The sequence below is a fragment of the Pseudonocardia sediminis genome, from assembly GCF_004217185.1.
Taxonomy (GTDB): Bacteria; Actinomycetota; Actinomycetes; order Mycobacteriales; family Pseudonocardiaceae; genus Pseudonocardia; species Pseudonocardia sediminis.
The window spans coordinates 1313114-1333681 of sequence record NZ_SHKL01000001.1; the positions used below are offsets into that span (position 1 = coordinate 1313114).

The 20568-nt window shown below is 73.1% G+C and carries 19 protein-coding genes; 6 read left to right on the top strand and 13 right to left on the bottom strand.

Annotation, left to right across the window (positions count from 1 at the left end; translation table 11 throughout):
* Positions 1 to 95 precede the first annotated feature (95 nt).
* Positions 96 to 1079, bottom strand: a complete 984-nt coding sequence (locus tag EV383_RS06340; RefSeq protein WP_242622930.1) for a hypothetical protein — start codon at positions 1077 to 1079, stop codon at positions 96 to 98.
* Between the two features lie 100 nt (positions 1080 to 1179).
* The gene (locus EV383_RS06345) at positions 1180 to 2022 is read right to left on the bottom strand and encodes a LytR/AlgR family response regulator transcription factor (protein WP_130293994.1); all 843 of its coding nucleotides are present in this window, start codon (positions 2020 to 2022) and stop codon (positions 1180 to 1182) included.
* Positions 2023 to 2509: 487 nt separating this feature from the next.
* Here EV383_RS06345 and EV383_RS06350 point away from each other — a divergent pair, with 487 nt between their 5' ends.
* Together EV383_RS06350 and mftD are read left to right on the top strand one after the other, a co-directional pair.
* Positions 2510 to 3613, top strand: a complete 1104-nt coding sequence (locus EV383_RS06350; protein ID WP_130289036.1) for a CE1758 family FMN-dependent luciferase-like monooxygenase — start codon at positions 2510 to 2512, stop codon at positions 3611 to 3613.
* Between the two features lie 178 nt (positions 3614 to 3791).
* The gene (gene mftD, locus EV383_RS06355; RefSeq protein ID WP_130289037.1) at positions 3792 to 5009 is read left to right on the top strand and encodes a pre-mycofactocin synthase MftD; all 1218 of its coding nucleotides are present in this window, start codon (positions 3792 to 3794) and stop codon (positions 5007 to 5009) included.
* Positions 5010 to 5064: 55 nt separating this feature from the next.
* Here mftD and EV383_RS06360 read toward each other — a convergent pair whose 3' ends face one another.
* Positions 5065 to 5967 carry an oxidoreductase gene (locus EV383_RS06360; protein WP_130289038.1) on the bottom strand — a complete coding sequence of 301 codons (903 nt, stop codon included), beginning with the start codon at positions 5965 to 5967 and terminating at the stop codon, positions 5065 to 5067.
* Between the two features lie 144 nt (positions 5968 to 6111).
* Between EV383_RS06360 and EV383_RS06365 the strand changes: the two genes are divergently transcribed.
* Positions 6112 to 7314, top strand: coding sequence for a homogentisate 1,2-dioxygenase (locus tag EV383_RS06365; RefSeq protein WP_130289039.1), 1203 nt, complete (start codon positions 6112 to 6114; stop codon positions 7312 to 7314).
* Between the two features lie 10 nt (positions 7315 to 7324).
* On the opposite strand, the gene EV383_RS06370 is transcribed toward EV383_RS06365, so the two are convergent.
* The 3 genes from EV383_RS06370 to EV383_RS06380 all read right to left on the bottom strand — a co-directional run bounded on the left by EV383_RS06370 (position 7325) and on the right by EV383_RS06380 (position 10344).
* On the bottom strand, positions 7325 to 8749 hold the full coding sequence (locus EV383_RS06370) for a PepSY-associated TM helix domain-containing protein (RefSeq protein WP_165438251.1): 1425 nt from the start codon (positions 8747 to 8749) through the stop codon (positions 7325 to 7327).
* 111 nt (positions 8750 to 8860) lie between these two features.
* Positions 8861 to 9631 carry a DUF5134 domain-containing protein gene (locus EV383_RS06375; protein WP_130289041.1) on the bottom strand — a complete coding sequence of 257 codons (771 nt, stop codon included), beginning with the start codon at positions 9629 to 9631 and terminating at the stop codon, positions 8861 to 8863.
* Between the two features lie 125 nt (positions 9632 to 9756).
* On the bottom strand, positions 9757 to 10344 hold the full coding sequence (locus EV383_RS06380) for a sigma-70 family RNA polymerase sigma factor (RefSeq protein ID WP_130289042.1): 588 nt from the start codon (positions 10342 to 10344) through the stop codon (positions 9757 to 9759).
* A gap of 100 nt (positions 10345 to 10444) precedes the next feature.
* Between EV383_RS06380 and EV383_RS06385 the strand changes: the two genes are divergently transcribed.
* Positions 10445 to 11206 (top strand): zf-HC2 domain-containing protein, encoded by a 762-nt coding sequence (locus EV383_RS06385; protein ID WP_165438252.1) that lies wholly within the window; start codon positions 10445 to 10447, stop codon positions 11204 to 11206.
* Between the two features lie 4 nt (positions 11207 to 11210).
* Here EV383_RS06385 and EV383_RS06390 read toward each other — a convergent pair whose 3' ends face one another.
* Positions 11211 to 12431, bottom strand: a complete 1221-nt coding sequence (locus tag EV383_RS06390; protein WP_242622931.1) for a kynureninase — start codon at positions 12429 to 12431, stop codon at positions 11211 to 11213.
* A gap of 64 nt (positions 12432 to 12495) precedes the next feature.
* On the opposite strand from EV383_RS06390, the gene EV383_RS06395 reads away from it, so the two are divergent.
* Entirely contained in the window at positions 12496 to 13677 is a 1182-nt protein-coding gene (locus tag EV383_RS06395) for an acyl-CoA dehydrogenase family protein (RefSeq protein WP_130289045.1), read from the top strand.
* Positions 13678 to 13688: 11 nt separating this feature from the next.
* On the opposite strand, the gene EV383_RS06400 is transcribed toward EV383_RS06395, so the two are convergent.
* The 3 genes from EV383_RS06400 to EV383_RS06410 all read right to left on the bottom strand — a co-directional run bounded on the left by EV383_RS06400 (position 13689) and on the right by EV383_RS06410 (position 16087).
* A complete protein-coding gene (locus EV383_RS06400; protein ID WP_165438253.1) occupies positions 13689 to 14243 on the bottom strand; it encodes a DUF3558 family protein in 555 nt (184 codons plus the stop codon).
* Positions 14240 to 14656, bottom strand: coding sequence for a hypothetical protein (locus EV383_RS06405; protein ID WP_130289047.1), 417 nt, complete (start codon positions 14654 to 14656; stop codon positions 14240 to 14242). The genes EV383_RS06400 and EV383_RS06405 overlap by 4 nt, the downstream gene beginning before the upstream one ends.
* 282 nt (positions 14657 to 14938) lie before the next feature.
* Entirely contained in the window at positions 14939 to 16087 is a 1149-nt protein-coding gene (locus EV383_RS06410) for a DegT/DnrJ/EryC1/StrS family aminotransferase (protein WP_242622932.1), read from the bottom strand.
* Positions 16088 to 16253: 166 nt separating this feature from the next.
* On the opposite strand from EV383_RS06410, the gene EV383_RS06415 reads away from it, so the two are divergent.
* Complete coding sequence (locus tag EV383_RS06415; RefSeq protein ID WP_130289048.1) at positions 16254 to 17897, top strand: FAD-dependent oxidoreductase; 1644 nt, start codon at positions 16254 to 16256, stop codon at positions 17895 to 17897.
* A gap of 15 nt (positions 17898 to 17912) precedes the next feature.
* On the opposite strand, the gene EV383_RS06420 is transcribed toward EV383_RS06415, so the two are convergent.
* From EV383_RS06420 to EV383_RS06430, 3 genes are all read right to left on the bottom strand, one after another.
* Entirely contained in the window at positions 17913 to 18908 is a 996-nt protein-coding gene (locus EV383_RS06420; protein WP_130289049.1) for an iron-siderophore ABC transporter substrate-binding protein, read from the bottom strand.
* A 78-nt stretch (positions 18909 to 18986) separates the two neighbouring features.
* The gene (locus EV383_RS06425; protein WP_130289050.1) at positions 18987 to 19235 is read right to left on the bottom strand and encodes a hypothetical protein; all 249 of its coding nucleotides are present in this window, start codon (positions 19233 to 19235) and stop codon (positions 18987 to 18989) included.
* 119 nt (positions 19236 to 19354) lie between these two features.
* Entirely contained in the window at positions 19355 to 20488 is a 1134-nt protein-coding gene (locus EV383_RS06430; protein ID WP_130289051.1) for a sensor domain-containing diguanylate cyclase, read from the bottom strand.
* Between the last annotated feature and the right edge of the window lie 80 nt (positions 20489 to 20568).

The following is a 20568-nucleotide window of genomic DNA, read 5'->3' on the forward strand; positions in this document are numbered from 1 at the left end:
TCGCATCAGCGCGCGGCCGGTGTCGCCGACATCGGTTCCGTCGAGAGTACTTGCTGTGATCACGATCTCGGCCGCCCCCCACCCACCCCTGTGGGTCACTGGTAGGAGACGAACACCGGCGAGGTCGGGCCCACCTTGACCGTCTGCTGGGGGGTGAACATCGGGGTGTCCTCGTCGAGGAAGTTCTTCCATCCCCACCACAGACCCTTCGGCCCCGGCGCGGTGTGCAACGTGTTCCAGGTGCCCATCTTCGTGCCGGGGTCACCGAACCCGTCGGCGTGCAGGACGGTCGCCAGCTCGGGGTGCGAGGTGACCAGCGTCTGCCGGTCCGAGATCATCGACGTGCGGAACTGGTGGATCATGAAGACCTTCTGCGGAAGGTTCTTCTGCTCGGTCAGCGCGGCCAGCCAGGCCGACGTCTTGTTGATCTCCGCGGCGGTCACGGTGCCGATCTGGGCGCGGTGGCGCTGGTTCGGCCCGAGCCGCCACTCCGGGTCCAGCGCGAGGCCGACGTTCGGTCGCGCCAGCAGCGGTGCGTAGAGCTGGGCCTGGCTCAGGAAGTCGGCCCGGCCCGGCTGCAGGTCCAGTACGACGTAGACGCCGTTCTTCGCCGCCTCGTCCACCCAGGGCTTGAGGTCGGCCACCGTGGACTCGGCGGAGTAGTCCCCGTCGGCGCCCGCCGCGGAGTCGGCGACCGTGGCGATCAGCTCGAAGGCCGGGATCACCGGCTCGGTGCTGACCGGGTCGAAGTCGGCCGCGAGGTCCTTCGCGCGGGCGATCGACTGCGCGATGCCCTGCTCGCCCAGCACGCCGAGCCCGGGGGTGTCCGGGTGCCCGTAGAGCGCGACCATCCGCCGTCCCGGGAAGAGCTGGGTGCCGCCGCCGGGCAGCTGCGCGACCGGCGGCGGAGCGGCTGCGGCGGGCGTCGGCGGCGCCGCGCCGTCCGGGCGCCGGGGTTCGGCCTGCGAGGCCGTGCACGCGGAGAGCAGCGCGGCGACGGCGAGCAGGGCGGTCGCCGCGACGCCGCGGCGGGAGAGGTGACGGAGAGTGGACGCGCGAGACAACCCGGAAGTAAGCACCGGTCACCAGGTTAGGTGACGGCCGGGCTCTCCGCAGTGACGCCACGCGGGCGGCAGATCGCGGACCGTGATCATCCGCTCCCGGGGTCGGGAGCGGCGCTCAGGGACGGATCGGTCCGTCCGGTCCGTCCTCGGGGCCTCGCGGCGGACGCTGTGGACGTCCACGCAGGATCCGCTTGAGCCCGGCGGTGTGCCGGCGGCTGACCGGGAGCTCGATCGCGGTGGAGCCCTGACCCAGGCGCACGACGTAGCCGGAGCCCGACATCCGCAGCTCGGTGATCAGGTGCAGCGCCACCAGGTACGCCCGGTGGATGCGGACGAAGCCGGCCTCGCCCCAGCGGTCCTCGAGCACCGAGACCGGGATCCGGACCAGGTGGCTGCCGTCGGTGGTGTGCAGCCGGGCGTAGTCGCCCTGCGCCTCGACGAACCGGATCGACGACCGCGGCACGATCTTCGTGGTGCCGGCCAGCTCGACCGGGATCACCTCGTCGTCGGTCGTCTCCGGGGCGACGCGCTTCTGCTGGGCGGCCACCGCGGACGGCGGCACCGGCCCGCGCGAGCCGCGCAGGGCGATCGTGCGGTCCAGGGACCCGGCCAGGCGCTCGCTGCGCAGCGGCTTGAGCAGGTAGTCGACGGCGCCGACCTCGTAGGCGTCGACGGCGCGGTCGTCGTGGGCGGTGACGAAGACGATCGGCGGCGGGTCGGCCATCGCCGACAGCACGCGCGCCAGCTCGAGTCCGTCGAGCCCGGGCATCCGGATGTCGAGGAAGACCACGTCCACCTTGACCGGGGCGCTGCCGTCGGCCGGGTTGCCGTGCAGGATCCGCAGGGCCTCGGTCGCGTTCGCGGCGGTGTGCACGGTGCCGACGCGGGGGTCCTCGCCGAGCAGGTGCGCCAGCTCCAGCAGCGCCGGCTCCTCGTCGTCCACGGCCAGGGCCGTCAGGGCGCCGGACGGGGCGGGCGGCGGTGGCGGCGACGCGGGACGGTCCGAGGGACCCGACCCGATCGGGCGATGGTTGCCCGGGTCGTAGCCTCCCGGCGCGTACCCGCCCGGCTGGTGTCCGCCCTGGCCGTAACCGGCCGGGGCCGGGCCGCCGGGTGCGATCCCGTTCGGCGCCAACCTGCCCGAGACGGGCGACGGCCCGCCGGAAGCGTGCCCACCCCGCACGTGGCTGTACACGGCTCCTCCTCGCCGCGGGACCCTGCCCGCTGCCCGGTGACTGCCAGCACACCGTAGCGAGCGTGCGCGCCGTCACCTGCAGGCGGTCCGGGCTCGTCGGTCCGCCTGAACGGGGTGCTCCGTTCGGGTGTGGACGACAGCGCGCCGTGATCACCCGTCCGGCCCGCGGGAACACTGACGCCGACAAAGTTGTTGAGCGTGCACATACCCCGGGTGCAGGATCTGCGCCCCATCGAAGGAGGAGGCCCCCGTGCAGTTCGGGATCTTCAGCGTCGGCGACGTCACCCCGGACCCGACGACCGGGCGCGAGCCGACCGAGAACGAGCGGATCCGCTCGATGACTACTATCGCCGAGCACGCCGAGGCGGTCGGACTGGACGTGTTCGCCACCGGCGAGCACCACAACAAGCCGTTCGTGCCGTCCTCGCCGACGACGCTGCTCGGCTACATCGCCGCGCGGACGCAGACGCTGACGCTGTCCACGTCCACCACGCTGATCACCACGAACGACCCGGTGAAGATCGCCGAGGACTTCGCGATGCTGCAGCACCTGGCCGGGGGCCGGGTGGACCTCATGCTGGGCCGCGGCAACACCGGCCCGGTCTACCCGTGGTTCGGGCAGAACCCGGCCGACTCGGTGCCGCTGACGGTGGAGAACTACCAGCTGCTGCGACGGCTGTGGGACTCCGAGGTCGTGAACTGGGAGGGCCGGTTCCGCACGCCGCTGTCGAACTTCACGTCCACGCCGCGCCCGCTCGACGGCGTCGCGCCGTTCGTCTGGCACGGCTCGATCCGCACGCCGGAGGTGGCCGAGGTCGCCGCCTACTTCGGTGACGGCTTCTTCGCCAACAACATCTTCTGGCCGGCCTCGCACTACGAGCGCCTGATCGGGCTCTACCGCGAGCGCTGGGAGCACCACGGGCACGGCCCGGGCGAGAGCGCGGTCGTCGGGCTGGGCGGGCAGTTCTTCATGCGCCGCAACTCCCAGGACGCCTGGAACGAGTTCCGGCCCTACTTCGACAACGCCCCGGTCTACGGGCACGGGCCGTCGATGGAGGACTTCACGTCGCAGACGCCGCTGACCGTCGGGAGCCCGCAGCAGGTGCTGGAGAAGACGCTCACGTTCCGCGAGCACTTCGGCGACTACCAGCGCCAGCTGTTCCTCGTCGACCACGCCGGCCTGCCGCTGAAGACCGTGCTCGAGCAGCTCGACCTGCTCGGCGAGATCCTCCCGGCGATGCGCACGGAGTTCGAGTCGCGCCGCCCGCTGGGGGTGCCCTCGGACCCGCCGAGCCACGCCGACCGCGTCGCGGCCCGGATGGTGAGCTCGGAGCCGGGCCTGACCATCGGCTGAGCCGTGGCCCCCTCCGCCCGGCCCGGGCGGAGGGGGCCGCCCCCTGCCTTCGGACGGGTCTGCGCGTCATGAACTGTGGCACCCGGTGCCGAATCGCTAGTGTGCCGCTCATCGAGGCAGGGACGACCCTGCGTCAGCGAACCCGCAGAGCGAACATCATCACTGCGAAGGGGCAGGTATGGCGAGCACCAAGGACTGGTTCGAGACCGTCGCGGAGGCCCAGCGGCGGGCGAAGAAGCGCCTGCCGAAGTCGGTCTACTACGCGCTGGTCGCCGGCGCCGAGCAGGGTCTGACGCTGAGCGACAACGTCGCCGCGTTCGACGAGCTCGGGTTCCGCCCGCACATCGCGGACCTGCCGGCCGTCCGGTCGCAGAGCACCACGGTGATGGGCCAGGAGATCGACTTCCCGGTCGTCATCTCGCCGACCGGCGTGCAGGCCGTCGACCCGGAGGGCGAGGTCGCGGTCGCGAAGGCCGCGGCGAGCTCGAACATCCAGAACCCGCTCAACCCGGACCAGACCGTCTCCACCGCGATGGGGCTCTCGTCGTTCGCGTCGCGCTCGATCGAGGACGTCTGCGCCGTCAACGACAAGGTGTTCTTCCAGGTCTACTGGGCGGGCTCGCGCGACGACATCCTGGCCCGTGCGATGCGTGCCAAGGCGGCCGGGGCGAAGGCCCTGATCGTGACGCTGGACTGGACGTTCGCCACCCGCCGGGACTGGGGCAGCCCGCCCATCCCGGAGAAGATGGACCTCAAGGCGATGCTCCAGTTCGGCCCGGAGGCCATCGTCAAGCCGAAGTACCTGCTGGACTGGGTGAAGACCGGCAAGCTGCCCGACCTCACCACCCCGAACATGGCGGCCCCGGGTCAGGACCCGCCCACGTTCTTCGGCGCCTACGGCGTGTGGTGGACCTCTCCGCTGCCGACCTGGGAGGACCTGGCCTGGCTGCGCGAGCAGTGGGGCGGCCCGTTCATGATCAAGGGCATCACGCACCCCGACGACGCGCGCCGCGCCGTCGACGCCGGGGCCACTGCCGTCTCGGTCTCCAACCACGGCGGCAACAACCTCGACGGCACGCCGGGCTCGATCCGTGCGCTGCCGGCGATCGCCGACGCCGTCGGTGACCAGATCGAGGTGCTGCAGGACGGCGGCATCCGCCGCGGCGCCGACGTCGCGAAGGCGCTCGCGCTCGGCGCCCGCGCCTGCATGATCGGGCGCGCCTACCTGTGGGGCATGGCCGCGCAGGGCGAGCGCGGGGTGACCAACGTGATCTCGATCCTCTACAAGGGGATCGACGAGGCACTGCTGGGCCTGGGGAAGAACTCGATCCACGAGCTCTCCCGCGACGACCTGATCATCCCGGAGAACTTCACCCGGAACACGTCCAAGATCTGACCGCCCTCGACGGGGCCGGGCCGCGCACACCGCGGGACCCGGCCCCGTCGTGCTGTCAGGAGGGCATCACCGGGAAGCCGACCTTGGTCAGCTCCTCGGAGAGGTCCCAGAGCTTCCGGCGGACGTCGCGGTCGTGCGAGGCGGCGCTGGAGCCGACCGGGCGCGGGCTGCCGGTGAGCTCGCCGATCCCGTCCGGGCCGATGTACATCCCGCCGGGCAGGTCGGTGACGGTCGCGGCGTAGAGCGTGGGCAGCGCGCCGGCCTCGCCGGACTGCCCGAGCAGCCGGGTGGCGAGCGCGACCGGGCCGTCCTGGAACGACTCCGTGCGCCCCTGCAGGTTCGTCGAGGCGAACCCCGGGTGCGCGGCGAGCGACCGCAGCGGTGACCCGGCCGCGGTGAAGCGGTACTCCAGCTCGTAGGCGAACATCAGGCACGCCAGCTTGGACTGGCCGTAGGCCGTCCAGCGCTCGTAGCGTCCCTTCTCGAAGTTCGGGTCGTCGAGGCGGATCCTCCCGAAGCCGTGCGCGAGGCTCGACAGCGTCACGACCCGGTCGGTGATCCGGTCCAGCAGCAGCCCGGTCAGCGCGAAGTGGCCCAGGTAGTTCGTGCCGAGCTGCATCTCGAACCCGTCGGCGGTCCGCTGCTGCGGGATCGCCATCAGCCCTGCGTTGTTGACCAGCACGTCGATGGGGCCGTCGATGCCGGCGGCGAACTCGCGCACCGACGTCAGGTCGGCGAGGTCGAGGCGGTGCACCGACGCGGCGCCGCCCAGCTCCGCGGCGACCGCCTCGCCCTTCTCGACGTTGCGCACGGCCAGCACGACGCGTGCGCCCGCGTGCACCAGGGCCCGGGCCGTGGCCAGGCCCAGGCCGCTGTTCGCCCCGGTCACGACGGCCGTGCGTCCCTGCTGGGGCGGGATGTCGGCGACGGACCAGGCGGTGCGGGAGGACGAGAACATGGGGCTCCTTCGGCGGGGGTGGTGCGGGCGGCGGCGACCGCGGATGCCCCACATGTACCCGAAGCCCGCCGTTCCGACGCGTGTCCCGCACGTGCGTCACAGGCGGAGGGGGTGCACCCTCGGGACGGGACGAGGAGGTCGGACATGGCGTACTACCGGCGGTGCGGCGAGGTTCCGCCCAAACGACACACCCAGCACCGCGGACCGAACGGCGGGCTCTACTACGAGGAGCTGATGGGGGAGGAGGGGTTCTCCTCGGACTCGTCGCTGCTCTACCACACGGGGGTGCCGTCGGCCATCGTCGACGCGACCCCCTGGGAGCTTCCCGACGTCTCCACGAGCGAGAACCGCCCACTGCTGCCCCGGCACCTGAGGCTGCACGAGCTGTTCGACGACGACACCGCAAAACGCACCGACGTCGTGTCGGGGCGGCGGCTGGTGCTCGGCAACGCCGACGTGCGGATCTCCTACGTCGTCGCGTCCGGATCCTCGCCGCTCTACCGCAACGCCGTCGGCGACGAGTGCGTCTACCTCGAGTCCGGCGCCGCCACCGTGGAGACGGCGTTCGGCACGCTGACCGCCGTCGCCGGGGACTACGTGCTGCTGCCGCGCTCGACGACGCACCGCTGGCTGCCCACCGGCGACGACCCGGTGCGGGCCTACGTGATCGAGGCCAACTCCCACATCGCGCCGCCGGAGCGCTACCTGTCGCGGTTCGGTCAGCTCCTCGAGCACGCGCCCTACTGCGAGCGCGACCTGCACGGCCCGGAGGGACCCCTGCTCGTCGCGGGCCCGGAGGCCGACCAGGACACCGAGGTGCTGGTCAAGCACCGCGGCAGCCGGGGGATCACCGGGACCCGCTACGTCTACCCGACGCACCCGTTCGACGTCGTCGGCTGGGACGGGTGCCTCTACCCGTACACGTTCAACGTCGCCGACTTCGAGCCGATCACCGGGCGGGTGCACCAGCCGCCGCCGGTGCACCAGGTGTTCGCCGGGCGCAACTTCGTGATCTGCAACTTCGTGCCCCGCAAGGTCGACTACCACCCGTTGTCGGTGCCCGTGCCCTACTACCACTCCAACGTCGACTCCGACGAGGTCATGTTCTACTGCGGCGGGAACTACGAGGCGCGCAAGGGATCCGGTATCGGGCAGGGATCGATCTCGCTGCACCCCGGCGGGCACTCACACGGCCCCCAGCCGGGTGCGGTGGAGCGGTCGCTGGGCGCGGAGTTCTTCGACGAGCTCGCGGTCATGGTGGACACGTTCGCCCCGCTGGAGCTGGGGGAGGGCGCCCGCGCCTGCGAGGACCCCGCCTACGCCTGGACCTGGGCGGCCGGCCGCTGAGGCCCGGGTCTCAGGCTTCCGCGGGCTCGTCGCTGCGCACCGACTGCACCACGGCGTCGATGAGCAGGAACGCGATCAGCGACACCCCGAACACCGGCAGCGCCAGGCCGACCAGGACCGCGACCGCCCCGACCGTCAGCACCGCCGAGAACGCCGGCTTCGACCGCACGCCCGGCGGCCCGGCGAACCCTCCGCGGGTGGGGCGGCGCAGCCACCACATCCGGTAGCCCCACACGACCAGGCAGATGATCGCGAGCGCCAGCGCGGCGAGCACGATCTGGTTCGCCACCCCGAACAGGATGCCCATGTGGGCGTCGATGCCCCAGCGGGCGAGCTTCGCCGCGACCGGCCAGTCCGCGAACCGCAGCTGGTCGACGACGGCCCCGGTCGACGGGTCGACGGCCACCGAGTCCTGCTGGGTCGGCCAGCTCCGGGTGGTCTGGGTGACCGTCCAGGCCCCGCCCGGGTCGGCCGGGGTGACCTCGACCGGACCGGCGACCCCGGCGCCGCGGGCCGCGGCGAGCACACGGTCGGTCTGCACGGCGACGCTGCCGACCGGTGCGGCCGTCGAGGTCGCGGGCAGGGTGTCGCTCACCGACGGGGTGGTCCAGTCGAACGCGGAGCGCATGGTGTCGACGTTGGCGCCGGCGAACTGCGACCACGTCAGGCCCGTCGCGGACAGGAACAGCATGCCGACCGCGGCCCACAGACCGACCGAGCCGTGCCAGGACCGCAGTCGCGCCCGTCCCGGGCCGGTGTCCTGCGGCAGCAGGGTCCGGCGGACCCGACGGGCCTTGTGACTGTGCCCATTCTCGTTCCGCCTGCGCTTCTCTCGCCGCACCACCCAGATCGCCAGCCCGGACAGCGTCAGCACCCACAGCCAGGACGCGGCGAGCTCGGTGTAGATCCGGCCCGGGTCACCGAGCAGCAGCGAGCGGTGCAGGTTGTCGATCGTCGCCCGGAACGGCAGCCACTCGGCGTAGGTGTCGATCGTGGCGCGCACCCCGCCCGTCGACGGGTCGACGAACACCGTCCGCGAGTAGCTCGGCTCCAGGTCCGCGTCGAACGAGACGCGGGTGGTGTCGCCGGGTCCGGGCGCGGGACGGACCTCGGTCACCGGAAGCCCCGGCTGCGACGCCATCGCGGCCGCGACCTGGTCGCGCACCGGCACCGCCGGCCCGGTGACCGGGGCGGTGAGGACGTCGGCGTAGAGCGCCCGGTCGATCTGCGGGGTCAGCGTGTAGAGCAGGCCCGTCACGGCCGCGACCAGCAGGAACGGCCCCACGAACAACCCGGCGTAGAAGTGCAGCCGCATCAGCAGCGGCCGCAGCCCGGCCCACCAGGTGGCGCCGGCGGATCGCGGCCGGTCACCGGGGGAGGGATCGGACGGCGGGCCCGGCTCGACCGGGGGCCGGGTGCGTGTGGTCTCGGACATCGGGGTGCGGCGCTCCTCGAGTCGGGCGGGTTCGGGCATGCGGACGGGACCCGGGGGCACCGGGCGGGGTGGAGCGGGACGTGGTGGTGCGGGGAGGTCAGGGCCGGCGGGTCACCAGCCGGCGACCATCCCCAGCAGCATCACGATCATGCCCAGCCCCATGAGGGCGTGACAGCCCGCGTCGGAGCGTGGGCCGAGCAGGCGGTGCGGCGCGGGAGCGGCGACGGCGGGCGCGACGGTGGCGACGGCGGTTCCTCCGCCCCCCGGCCCGGTCTCGGCCGCCTCGGTCGCCGGCTCGGCGGTCTCGTCCGTGACCAGCGGCGCCCCGGCGACGACGGTCCGCCCGCGCAGGGCGCGGACCGCCCAGAAGGCGGACGTGGCGAGCAGCGCGGCGCACGCACCGATCGTCAGGACGACGGCCCAGGCGACCGGGCCGGTGTGCGCCGTCATGTCCATCGCGGCGCCGTCACCCCCGCCGTGCCCGGAGTGCGCACCGTGGCCTCCGGCCTCCGCGACCACCGGCGTCGGCATGATCAGCGGCATCGCGGCCAGCATCCACACCATCGCCGCGGCCATCAGCGCGTGCGCCGAGCCTCCGGCGCAGCCGTGCGAGCCGGTCCGGTAGCGCGCCACCGCGTCCACGACGAAGTAGCCGGCGAACACCGTGAACAGCACGATCTGCACCGTGACGCCGGTCGTGCCGGCCCAGGTCCAGGTCATCACGACCATGGCCACGCTCATCAGCAGGTGCGCCAGCTCCGCCATCCGCCGCGACGGCGGCAGCGGACCGGTCATCGCCGCCGACCAACGCACGAGTGCGTAGGCGCCGGTCAGGACGAAGACCGCGGACAGGGCCAGGGCCAGGGGCAGGGATGCGATCACGTCGTCTCCTTCGCGTGGTGCACGGCAGTGGTCGTACGGAACGGTCGTCCGGTTCCTACGACTTGCCGCGCACGGTCGAATTCATCGCCGTGGATGCGGTCCTGCGTCGAGCGGTCGGAGAGCGTTCAGGCTCCGTCACGACATCGCCCGGTGGCCGCGCCGCCGCTGCGGTCGGCGTCCAGGGCCTCGACCAGGTCCTCCCGGGCCCGCGCGACGCGGGAACGGATCGTGCCCACCGGGCAGTCACAGACCTCGGCGGCCTCGGCGTAGCTCAGGTCCAGCATCTGGGTCAGGACGAACGCCTCACGGCGCTCGTCGCCCAGCTCGTCGACGAGCGCGCGGAGCAGGACCGCCTCGTGCGCGCCGGTGCGTGGCCCGGCGGCCCGGTCGAGGAGGCCCTCCCAGTCGTCGGCGCCCTGGGTGCGCGGACGGCGCACGGCCGTGCGGACCGCGTCCACCGAGACCCGGCGGGCCACCGAGAGCAGCCAGGTGCGGGCCGAGGCCCGCGCGGCGAACGTCGGCAGCGTGCGCAGGGCGCGCAGGTAGGTCTCCTGGGCGAGGTCCTCGGCGTCGGCGGGGCCGGACAGGTGCACCAGGAACCGGTGCACGTCGGCCTGCGTGGCGCGGACGAACGCGGCCAGCGCGTCGGTGTCTCCACGGCCCGCCGCGAGCGCCCACGCCGTGACCGTGGCGTCGTCGGGGCGCTGGGACATGGTCGTTAGCCTAAACGCACCATCGACACACGCTGTGATCCGGTGTTCACGATCACCCCCGGCCGGGAACTCGACGGACCGTCGCGGCGACCATAGGGACATGACGCACGCCCCCGTCCCGTGTACGGAATGCCGTGAGCGGGTCTCTGCGCGCCTCGACGGCGAGGACGACCCGTTTCCCGCCGTCGACGCGCACCTGCAGGGCTGCCCGGACTGCCGGGCCTTCGCGGACCGGGCGGCGACGGTGACCCGTCTCGCCCGCACCGGGACCGCGCAGCCGGGCCCGGACCTCGTCGCCTCGGTACTGACCGCGGCCACCGGGATGCGCCCGGTCGAGCGCCGCCGCCGGGCCGGGGTCGCCGTGCGGGCCGGGCTGGGGATGGTCGGTGCCGGGCAGATCGCGCTGGCTGCGGCCGGCGTCCTCGGCGCCGCGATCGCCGGGACCGGCGAGATGCACATGGGCGGGGCGAGCGCCGAGCACTTCGCGCACGAGAGCGCCGCGTGGAACCTGGCGATCGGGGTCGGGTTCGCCGCCGTCGCGCTGGGACGGTCCCGGCTGGTGGCCGGGCTGGTGCCGGTGATCGGAGCGTTCGTCGGGGTGCTGGCCGTGCTCAGCGTCGTCGACCTGATCGCGGGCCGGGTGGACCCGGTCCGGCTGCTCGCGCACCTGCTGCTGGTCGTCGGGCTGGTGCTGTTGCTGCTGCACCGCCGGGTGCTGCGCGACGACGGCGGCCGCGCGGTCGCGCCGCCGCGGTTCGGGCCGGTGCTGCCGGACACGGTGCTGCCCTGGTCCGGGCCGGTCGCGGGGCCGGGTGCTGTCGCCCACGCCGATCGCCCCTCCGGACGGCGTGAGGCGGCCTGAGCGTTCAGTCCAGGAGGTCCCGCAACGCCGCCAGCCCGGCGTACACCTCGGCGAAGCTCGTCGACAGCGGGGACAGGCCGATCCGCAGCCCGTCCGGGGCGCGATAGTCCGGGATCACGCCGCGTTCCCACAGCGGGGTGAGCAGGTCGGCGAAGCCGGGACGGACGAGCGTCACGTGCCCGCCGCGCCGGTCGTGCTCGCGCGGTGAGGCGACGGTGACGCCGCGCGGGACCAGCCAGGCGTCGGCCAGGTCGAGGGCGTAGTCGGTCAGGCGCAGCGATTTCTCCCGCACCGCGTCGATCCCGGCCTCGGCGAGCAGGTCGAGCGACACCGTCAGCGGGAGCATGCCCAGCACCGGCGGCGTCCCGGACAGCAGCCGCCGCACCCCCGGCTCCGGCTCGTAGCCCGCGGCCATCGCGAACGGGTCGCGCCGGCCCGTCCAGCCCTGGATCGGCTGCTCCAGCGACGGGAGGAGGTCGCGGCGGGCGTAGCCGAACGCGGGGGACCCGGGCCCGCCGCAGAGGTACTTGTAGGTGCAGCCCACCGCCAGGTCGACGCCCCAGTCGTCGAGGCGCAGCGGCACCGACCCGGCGGAGTGGCTCAGGTCCCAGAGCACGAGGGCTCCGGCGTCGTGGGCGATCGCGGTGATCGCTTCGGCGTCGGCGATCCAGCCCGAGCGGTAGGCGACGTGGCTGAACGTCACCAGCGCCGTCTCCGGTCCGACGACGGCGGCGACCTGCTCGGGTGTGATGCCGGCGGCCGGGTCGGTCTCGACCCAACGCAGGGTGAGCCCGCGCTCGGCGGCGATGCCCTCGATCACGTAGCGATCGGTGGGGAAGTTGTCGGTGTCGAGCACGATCTCGCTGCGGTCCGGCCGGGCGGTGACGGTGGCGCGGGCCAGTTTGTAGAACAGCACCGTCGTCGAGTCGGCGACCACCGTCTGCCCGGGCGCCGCGCCGAGGGCGAGCGCGCCGATCCGGTCGCCGACCGTCCCGGGCTGCTCCCACCAGCCCTCGTCCCAGCCGCGGATCAGCCGGGTGCCCCAGTCCTCGCGTACGAAGCGCTCGATCCGTTCGGCGGTGAGCGCCGGTGGGCGGCCGAGCGAGTTGCCGTCGAGGTAGGCGACGACGTCCGGGGCCGGCACGAAGCGGTCCCGGAACGAGGCCAGCGGGTCGGCCGCGTCGTGGGCGGCAGGATCGAGGGCCGTGGGGTCGAGATCGGTCACCGGGCCATCATGGGCCCGCCCGGACCCGCGACCACACCCCGGACCGCGTGCGACGATCCGATCCATGGACTTCGAGCTCTCCGAGACCGCGGCCGCCGTGCAGAAGGGCATGCGCGAGCTGTGTGCGGACTTCGGCACCGACTACTGGTCGCGCTGCGACGCCGAGGACCGCTGGCCGGAGGAGCTGTGGACCGAGCTCGGCCGCGGCGGCTGGCTCGGGCTCGCCGTGCCGGAGGAGTTCGGCGGCGGCGGGCTGGGCCTGCTCGAGCTGGCCGTCGCGATGGAGGAGCTCGCCGCGTCCGGCGCCGGCACCGCGGGCGCGTTCCTCTACCTGCTCACCCCCGGCTTCGGCGGGGTGACGGTCACCCGGCACGGCACCGACCAGCAGAAACGCGACCTGCTGCCCGGTATCGCCGCCGGCACCACCCAGACCTGCTTCGCCCTCACCGAGCCCGACGCCGGCAGCAACGCCCTGGCCATCTCCACCACGGCCCGTCGCGACGGTGACGACCTGGTGCTGCGCGGGCAGAAGATCTGGATCTCCGGCGTGCAGCGCGCCGACTGGATGCTGGTCGTCTGCCGGACCACTCCCGCCGCCGAGGCGTCCGGGCGCACCTCCGGGTTCTCGGTGCTGCTGGTCGACGTCCGAGAGGCCGAGGCGGCCGGGACCCTGCAGTACACCCCGATCCACAAGGCCGGGAACCGGATCGTGAAATCCAACCAGGTGCACTTCGACGACGTCCGGGTTCCGGCCGACCGCGTCCTCGGCGAGATCGACGCCGGGTTCGCCGTGCTCTGGGACATCCTCAACCCCGAACGCGTCCTCGCCGCGGCCGGCGGGGTGGGGACGGCCGAGCTGGCGCTGCGCCTGGCCGTGGGCTACGCCCGCGAGCGTGAGGTCTTCGGACGCCCGATCGGCGCCAACCAGGGTCTGGCCTTCCCGCTGGCCCGGGTCAAGGCCCAGACCGAGCTGGCCCGTCTGATGACGCACAAGGCCGCGTGGCTCTACGACCAGGGCCGCCCGTCGGGCGACGAGGCCAACATCGCGAAGCTGACCGCCGCCGGCGCCGCCTGGGACGCGGCCGACCGCGCCTACCAGACCTACGGCGGTATGGCGTTCTCCGAGGAGTACCCGATCGCCCGCCTGCACCGCGACGCGCGCATCGCGAAGAACATCCCGGTCGCCGAGGAACTCGTCCTGGCCCACATCGCCACCCAGGGACTGGGCCTGCCGCGCAGCTACTGAGCCGCGCAGCACTATCCGGCGGACAGGGTGGACAAGCTCATCGACGCGAACTCGCGGGCCTTGTCGCACCCGGCGGCCGAATCGGAATCGTCGCCCGTCGTCGAGTAGTAGAACTGCATGCTGGAGTCCGCGCCGGTGTCCACGGTGAAGGCACAATCGGCCGGCTTGCCCCTCAGCAACCGGGCCTCGACCGCGCCGAAGCCGTCGATGTCGGTCTCGACCGGATCCCGGAAGACGTCGAGACCCTGCTGGTCCGGGTAGCCGGGCAGTAGCGCGCGCGCTCCCGTGAACACGAGCAGTTGCACCCGGTACGAGCCGCCGGAGGCTACGTGCAGGCAGCCCGGGAGATCTGGCACGAGGTCGCTCCTGCTGGTGGCGACGATGCCGAGCTCTTTCACCTGGGACGACGTGAGCGTCGAGCACGGGTCCGTCGACCGGATGTCGAAGGACCTCGGTCGGGGAGGAAAGGGATCAGCCGCAGCGTCGGCGCCGGCCTCGGAGCGTGCGCCGCAGCCGGCCGACAGCAGCAGCGCTGCGCCGATGCAGACCGCCAGGGTCCTGGTCACCACGTCAATGACACGGAGGCGAACGAGGTCTGGATGGCGTCCTCCGCGATGTCGTAGTTGCGCGCGATGGCCGCCAGAGACTCAGCGGCCGTGTTGAGATCGGCCACGTAAGCCTTGCACCCGTCCACGATCCCGTCGATCTTGCGGTTGAACGAGATGGCCGCCGGACCGGAGATCGGGTCACCGCTGCAGTGACCGACGTGGAACCCGACGCCCGGGGTGCCCATGCCACCGGTGGCAGCCGGGCCCGTCGGGCGGTAGTCGCCCTGCTTGTCGTAACGGTCGATCGTCGTCTGGAGATCGACCACCTCCTGGAGGAGGACCCGGCGTACGTCGAGGACGTTCTCCGGGGTCACCTGGGTGATCAGGTGATCCACTGCCCCGCGTAGTTGCGGGTTCGCGATCTCCGGCACGCGGAGGATCCTACGATTCCGGGCCGCGGGCCGTGGTGGTTCCGGATGATTGCCGCAAACGGCGCCGGCGCGACGAATATGACGCCGTTCGGCCGGTTGTGGCGATCACGATCCCCGGGACCACCCGGTCCGGGCACCGGACGCGCACCCGGCCATGTCCTGCGCACTCCGGCGGCCGACGCGCGGTTCATGCGGTGCGCGCCGACGTCGCCGGTGCGCGCCGACGGGCGCGGTGCGCGCCGGACCGGACCGGCGCTGACCGGCCGGGTCCGGCGGGGTCGGTCAGGCCTGGCCGGAGGTGCGGGAGGCCAGGAGGCGGAAGGCGGGGGTGGGGAGCTCGGGGGCCAGATCGACCGCGCAGGTGCGGTCGAGGATCCGGAGCGTCTCGGGGCATGCGTCCGGACCGTGGTCGACGTCACGTGCGGCCCAGCCGTACGGGTCCATGCCCGGGTGCGCGGGGTTACGGGCGTGCAGCGAGCGCCAGTTCGTGTAGACGTGACGGCCGGTGTCGGCGAGGCGGTGCACCCCGCGGGCGGCGCCGAACGACACCGCGTCGGGGGTGTCGGCGAACGCGACGGCCAGGCCGGTCGCGGCCTCGGGGTCGTGGTGCGGGACAAGGTGCGAGCGTCCGGCCGCGAGCGTGCCGCGCAGCGCGTCGACCATGATCTCGCGGTGCCGGCGGCGGCGGGCGAGCTGGGCGTCGAGGCCCTTGAGCTGCGGACGGAGCACGGCGGCGGAGAGCTCGGGCATCCGCAGGTTGACCCCGACGATCAGTCCGGCGTCGTCACCGGTGAAGCCCGGACGCTCGTAGCTGCCCACGTCGTGGTACATCGAGGCCCGCTCGGCGAGCGTACGGTCGTTGGTCAGGACCGCGCCGCCCTCACCGCTCCGGATGTTCTTGTGCTGGTTGAAGCTGAAACACCCGGCGTGCCCGATCGAGCCCACCCGGCGGCCCCTGTACGTCACGCCGACGGCCTGGCAGGCGTCCTCGATCACGGTCAGCCCGTGCTCGCCGGCGACCTCCATGATCGCGTCCATGTCGCACACCAGGTTCAGCATGTGGACCGGGATGACCGCGCGGCTGTGCTCGGTGATCTTCCGCTTGAGGTCGATCGGGTCCAGGGTCAGCGTCTCGTCGACCTCGACCAGCACCGGCACGGCGCCGACGGCCAGTGGCGCGGCGGCCGTCGAGACCCAGGTGTAGGCGGGGACGAGGACCTCGTCGCCCGGCCCGATACCGGCTCCGACGAGGGCGGCGATCAGGGCGCTGGTGCCGCTGTTGACGGCGAGGGCGTGCTCGACGCCGATCACGCTGCGCAGTTCGTTCTCGAAGCTCGCGACCTCGGAGCGTCCCCCACCGGTGTACCGGCCCAGCTCACCGCGCCCGAGAACACGGACGGTCGCGGCCATGCCCCGCGCGGTCGTGGTCATCGCCGCGAGACCCATACTCGATCATCCTCCCGAGCCGGCCGGCGAGCCGGAACGAACTGCACATACCGCATGAACCAGACAAAGAAGACGTTAGCTACCGTTTCCTCAGCGCCCCGAACCGGCCACCCGGTCCGGGTCATCGCGAGGCGGAAGGACCAACCACCCGATGATCATAGACGCGCGACGTGCGTTGCCCGGCAGCAGCTTCGACGCCGAGGTCTGTGTGATCGGCAGCGGGCCGGCCGGGGCGACCGTGGCCGCCGAGCTGGCCGACCGAGGCCTGCGGGTGATCGTTCTGGAGGGTGGCGGCACCGGTCGGGACCGCACCGCCGACGACACCTACCGCGGTGTCGCCGGCGAGGGTGCCCACGACCCGGTCGAGGCGGTCCGGCAGAAGCGTCTCGGCGGGACGAGCGCGGTCTGGGGCGGTCGCTGCGCCCCGCTCGACGACGTCGACTTCTCCGAGCGCGAGTGGATCCCGGACGCTCGGTGGCCGATCGCGCACGACGAGCTGCGCCGCTACTACGGCCGCGCCCAGCGTCACCTCGACGCCGGTGAGTGCGAGTACTCCGCCGCCGCCTCCGGGTTCCCGGACCCGTCGCCGGAGGTCACCGAGACCGACGCCCTGCGCTGGGACGACCTGTGGCGCTGGAGCCCGCCGACGACGTTCGCCCCGCGGATGCGCACGCTCGCGCAGACCGGGCGGATCCGGCTGTTCACCCACGCCACCGTCACCCGCCTGGACCGCGACCCGGTCGGCGGTGCCGCCACCGAGGCCGTCGTCGTCCCACGCCGTGGCCAGGAGGTCCGGGTCCGGGCGCGCGAGTTCGTGCTGGCGGCCGGCGGTCTGGAGTCGACCCGGATCCTGCTCGCCTCCGACGGCTACGGCGGCAGCGGGCTCGGTGCCGGCATCGGCAACGCCCACGACCAGGTCGGGCGCCACTACATGACCCACCCCGTCGGCGAGGTCGGCCGGCTGCGGCTGACCCCCGCCGGGCAGGCGCTCGGGCTCGGCTACGCCGTCACCCCGGAGGGCGTCTACGCCCGCCGGATGCTCTCGCTGGCCCCGTCGGTGCAGGCCGAGCAGGGGCTGGGCAACCTCAAGGCGGCGGTCTGGTTCGCCGACCCGAAGGACCCGTCGCACCGTGACGCGCTGCTCTCGACGTTCGCGCTCACCTACTGGGGCATGGGGCGGGTCCGCGCCGGCTTCAAGGCGGCCGGCACGCACGCCCAGTATACGTCCACGACGGGGATCTCCCGGCACCTGCGCAACGTCGTCGGCGACCCCCGCCGGGTCGCCCGCTTCGCACGCGGCTGGGCCCGGCCCCGGCTGACCGGCGAGCGCCACCTGCCGTCGTTCATGCCGCTGGACTCGAGCCACTGCCGGCTGCGTTTCGACGCCGAGCAGACCCCGTCCGCGACCAACCGGGTCACCCTGGACCGGGAACGCGACGCCCTCGGACAGTGCCGCCTGCGGATCGACTACTCGGTCTCGGCGAGCGACCGGCAGAGCATCGCGACGTCGCTGACGCTGATCGGCAAGGAGCTCGAGCGGACGGGCCTGGCCACCGTCGACCTCTCCGACGTGGAGCGCGTCGGGGATCTTCCGATGACCGACGGGACCCACCAGATGGGCCTGCTGCGGATGGCGGACTCGCCGCGTGAGGGCGTCGTCGACGCCCGGTGCCGGGTGCACGGCACCCCGAACGTCCACGTCGCGAGCAGCGCGGTGTTCCCGTCGTCCGGCGCGGTCGGGCCGACGCTGGCCCTGGTCGCGATGGCCTGCCGCACCGCCGACGGGATCAGCTGAGCGTCGCCCCGGCCCTCAGCGGGCCACCACGGCCCGGGCGATCCGGGGGACCACCTCCTCCGCCGCCCACTGCAGGCTGATCGGTGACGGGAACGCGATCGCCTGCGCGGCGGTGGGATCGAGGTCGACCGACCGTCCCTCGCGCACGGCGGGGAGGGCGGTGTAGCCCTCGACGCCCTTGATCAACGCGATCGACGACGCCGGCCCGGTGACGAGCACGACGTCGGCGTCCGCGGAGCCGATCCGCTCGTAGGACAGCAGCGTGCGGCCCGGGATCGTCGAGTCGGGCAGACCGTTCAGCGCGGGGTTCAGGGTCAGCCCGAGCCCGGTCAGGAACCGTGCCGAGACGTCCGTCGTCGAGTTCACCGCATAGACCGCCTCGGCCTGCGGGGCGACCAGGAACGTGACCGACTTCCCCCGGATCTGCGGGTTGTCGGTGCCGGCCCGGGCGATCCGCGCCTCGGTGTCGGCGATCAGCCGATCGCCCTCGGTCTGCTTGCCCAGCGCCGTCGCGACCGAGCGGGTGGTGTCCTGCCACGAGTCGGAGTTGGGGGCGTCGCGGAAGTGCACGACCGGGGCGATCTGCGACAACGCCGCGTGGCTGCGTGTCAAGTTGTAGTCCTTGGCCGCGACGATCAGGTCCGGCCGGGCCGCGGCGACCTGCTCGATCGGATCGCCGCCGTCGGTGCCGAACAGCGTCGGCGCCGCGCCGTTCAGGCGCGGCTGCGCCCAGGGCTGGACGCCGGTGGGTGCGCCGATCCGCACCCGTTGCATCGCCACCGGGACGACGCCGAGGGCCAGTGCGATGTCGGCGCTGGTCCAGTCCATCGCCACCACGCGCTGCGGCGCCCGCGGCACGACGGCCGCACCCAGCTTGCCCGGCACCGTCACCGGGAAGGCGCCACCGCCCGAGGCCTCCGGGGCGGGTGCCTCCTGGCCGGACCCGCATGCGGTGACGGCGACGAGCAGGACGACGAACAGGCCGGTCACGGCCCGCAGACGGAACGGCACGGGTGCCCCCTTCGGCTCGGTCGAGCCGGTTCCCCCCGACTCAGCTTAGGCTGACCTTAGAGGGAGGGGCGCGATTCGTCAGGCCCCGACGTTGTCCGGGGTCCTGCGGCCGACGGCGCGGCCGACGAGGAAACCGATCAGGAGCCCGACCAGCGCGCCGACGACGAAGATCCCGGCCAGGACGCCGAAGATCGCCTTGCCGACCTTCTGCAGGAAGTTGGCCGCCTCGGCGTGCTGCGTCGCGTCGGCGAGCACCGCGTGCGAGGTGTGTGCGTCGGCGTACTGGGCGAGAACCGGGCCGTGTTCGGCGACGAGGGTCATCAACATGACCGCCACCCTCGCACAGCCCTCGGGGGCCTGCCGGTCGGCATTCGTGCAGGTCAGAGGTGCAACCCGGACGGGTGGTGCAGTCCGGGACGATCCGGACGACGATCGGCCGCGAGGTGTCAGCCGCGCAGCAGCGTGACCGGGATGCCGGCCTCGGTCGCCCGGTCCAGCGCCGCCCACAGCTCGCCGACCGGCAACGGCCGCGCACGGGTCCGGGTGATCACCGCGGTGGCCGGCGTCGGGACGAACGGGTAGGCGCCCGACAGCGCGCTGATCGTCGCCTGCACCCGTGCGGCCTCGTCGGCGAGGAGCTCGATGTCGCGGGAGGGGAGCACGAGCAGGAACTCCTCGCGCCCGACGCGCACCGCGCGGTCGGCCGGGCCGGTGCGATGACGCAGGATCCGCGCGATCGACTGCATGACCGCCAGCTCGGCGCGGAACCCGAAGCGGTGACGGGTGGCGGCCAGCTCGTGCACGCGCAGCAGCACCAGCCCGACCGGCAGGGTCCCGGTGGCCGACCGGTCGGTCCAACGCTCCAGGAACGCCCGCGTCGGCAGACCGCTGCGCGGGTCCCGCTCGGCGCCGGGAGCGACTTCGTCGAGCTTGTTCGCGGTGTGGTCGGCGCGGCGGCGCTCTTCGGAGAGACGGTTGAGCAGCAGCGTCGTCGCGGCGTCGTGCCGGGTGTCGCTCTCGGTCCCCGGGACGGAGACGACGCGGGCGAGCACCTCGTCGAGCCCGCCGTTCTGGTCGGTGGTCAGGCGCGGGCCCATCGTGGTGCGCAGGCGCATTAGCTCGCCGTAGGCGTCACCGCGCCGGAACGACCACCAGCCGGAGAACAGTCGCCCGCGCTCCAGCGAGCGTGCCGCGCCGTCGACCTGCTCGAGGTCCCGGGCGACGAGCGTCGCCCCGGATCGTGGCGTCAGCACGGTGACACTCCACTCCCGCGCCAGCGGCTCGTTCTCGGAGAGGACGACGTGCGAGACGCCCGGTGGGAGCCGTGGCGGCACGTCGCCGACGAGCCCGACCAGCGTCACGTCGGCCACCTCGGCGATCCGGGCGTAGAGATGGGCCTCCCGCTCGAAGTAGGACAACCGCTGGAACAGCGCGACGACGGCCATCGGGGCGTCCCGGGCCGTCGCGAGGGCGAACTCCTCGATCGCGTGCGAGGCCGCGATGAGCAGTGGTTTGGTCACCGTGCGTAGCGAGGTGCCGGACGGGGCGGACCGACGTGCCGGGTCGGAGTCACGCAGCATGTGAGCCTCCCCGGACGCTCGGCGCCCCCGATGATGATCACCTGGGTGGCGGTACTGATCTCCCTGTCGAATACAGAGTG

What these genes read in the sequence shown, in the direction of transcription:
- EV383_RS06395 (WP_130289045.1), top strand. Translation starts at nt 12,496, where the DNA reads ATGGACTTCGAGCTCTCCGAGACCGCGGCCGCCGTGCAGAAGGGCATG.
- EV383_RS06360 (WP_130289038.1), bottom strand. Translation starts at nt 5,967, where the DNA reads ATGTTCTCGTCCTCCCGCACCGCCTGGTCCGTCGCCGACATCCCGCCC.
- mftD (WP_130289037.1), top strand. Translation starts at nt 3,792, where the DNA reads ATGGCGAGCACCAAGGACTGGTTCGAGACCGTCGCGGAGGCCCAGCGG.
- EV383_RS06415 (WP_130289048.1), top strand. Translation starts at nt 16,254, where the DNA reads ATGATCATAGACGCGCGACGTGCGTTGCCCGGCAGCAGCTTCGACGCC.
- EV383_RS06430 (WP_130289051.1), bottom strand. Translation starts at nt 20,488, where the DNA reads ATGCTGCGTGACTCCGACCCGGCACGTCGGTCCGCCCCGTCCGGCACC.
- EV383_RS06385 (WP_165438252.1), top strand. Translation starts at nt 10,445, where the DNA reads ATGACGCACGCCCCCGTCCCGTGTACGGAATGCCGTGAGCGGGTCTCT.
- EV383_RS06410 (WP_242622932.1), bottom strand. Translation starts at nt 16,087, where the DNA reads ATGACCACGACCGCGCGGGGCATGGCCGCGACCGTCCGTGTTCTCGGG.
- EV383_RS06380 (WP_130289042.1), bottom strand. Translation starts at nt 10,344, where the DNA reads ATGTCCCAGCGCCCCGACGACGCCACGGTCACGGCGTGGGCGCTCGCG.
- EV383_RS06425 (WP_130289050.1), bottom strand. Translation starts at nt 19,235, where the DNA reads ATGTTGATGACCCTCGTCGCCGAACACGGCCCGGTTCTCGCCCAGTAC.
- EV383_RS06365 (WP_130289039.1), top strand. Translation starts at nt 6,112, where the DNA reads ATGGCGTACTACCGGCGGTGCGGCGAGGTTCCGCCCAAACGACACACC.
- EV383_RS06370 (WP_165438251.1), bottom strand. Translation starts at nt 8,749, where the DNA reads ATGTCCGAGACCACACGCACCCGGCCCCCGGTCGAGCCGGGCCCGCCG.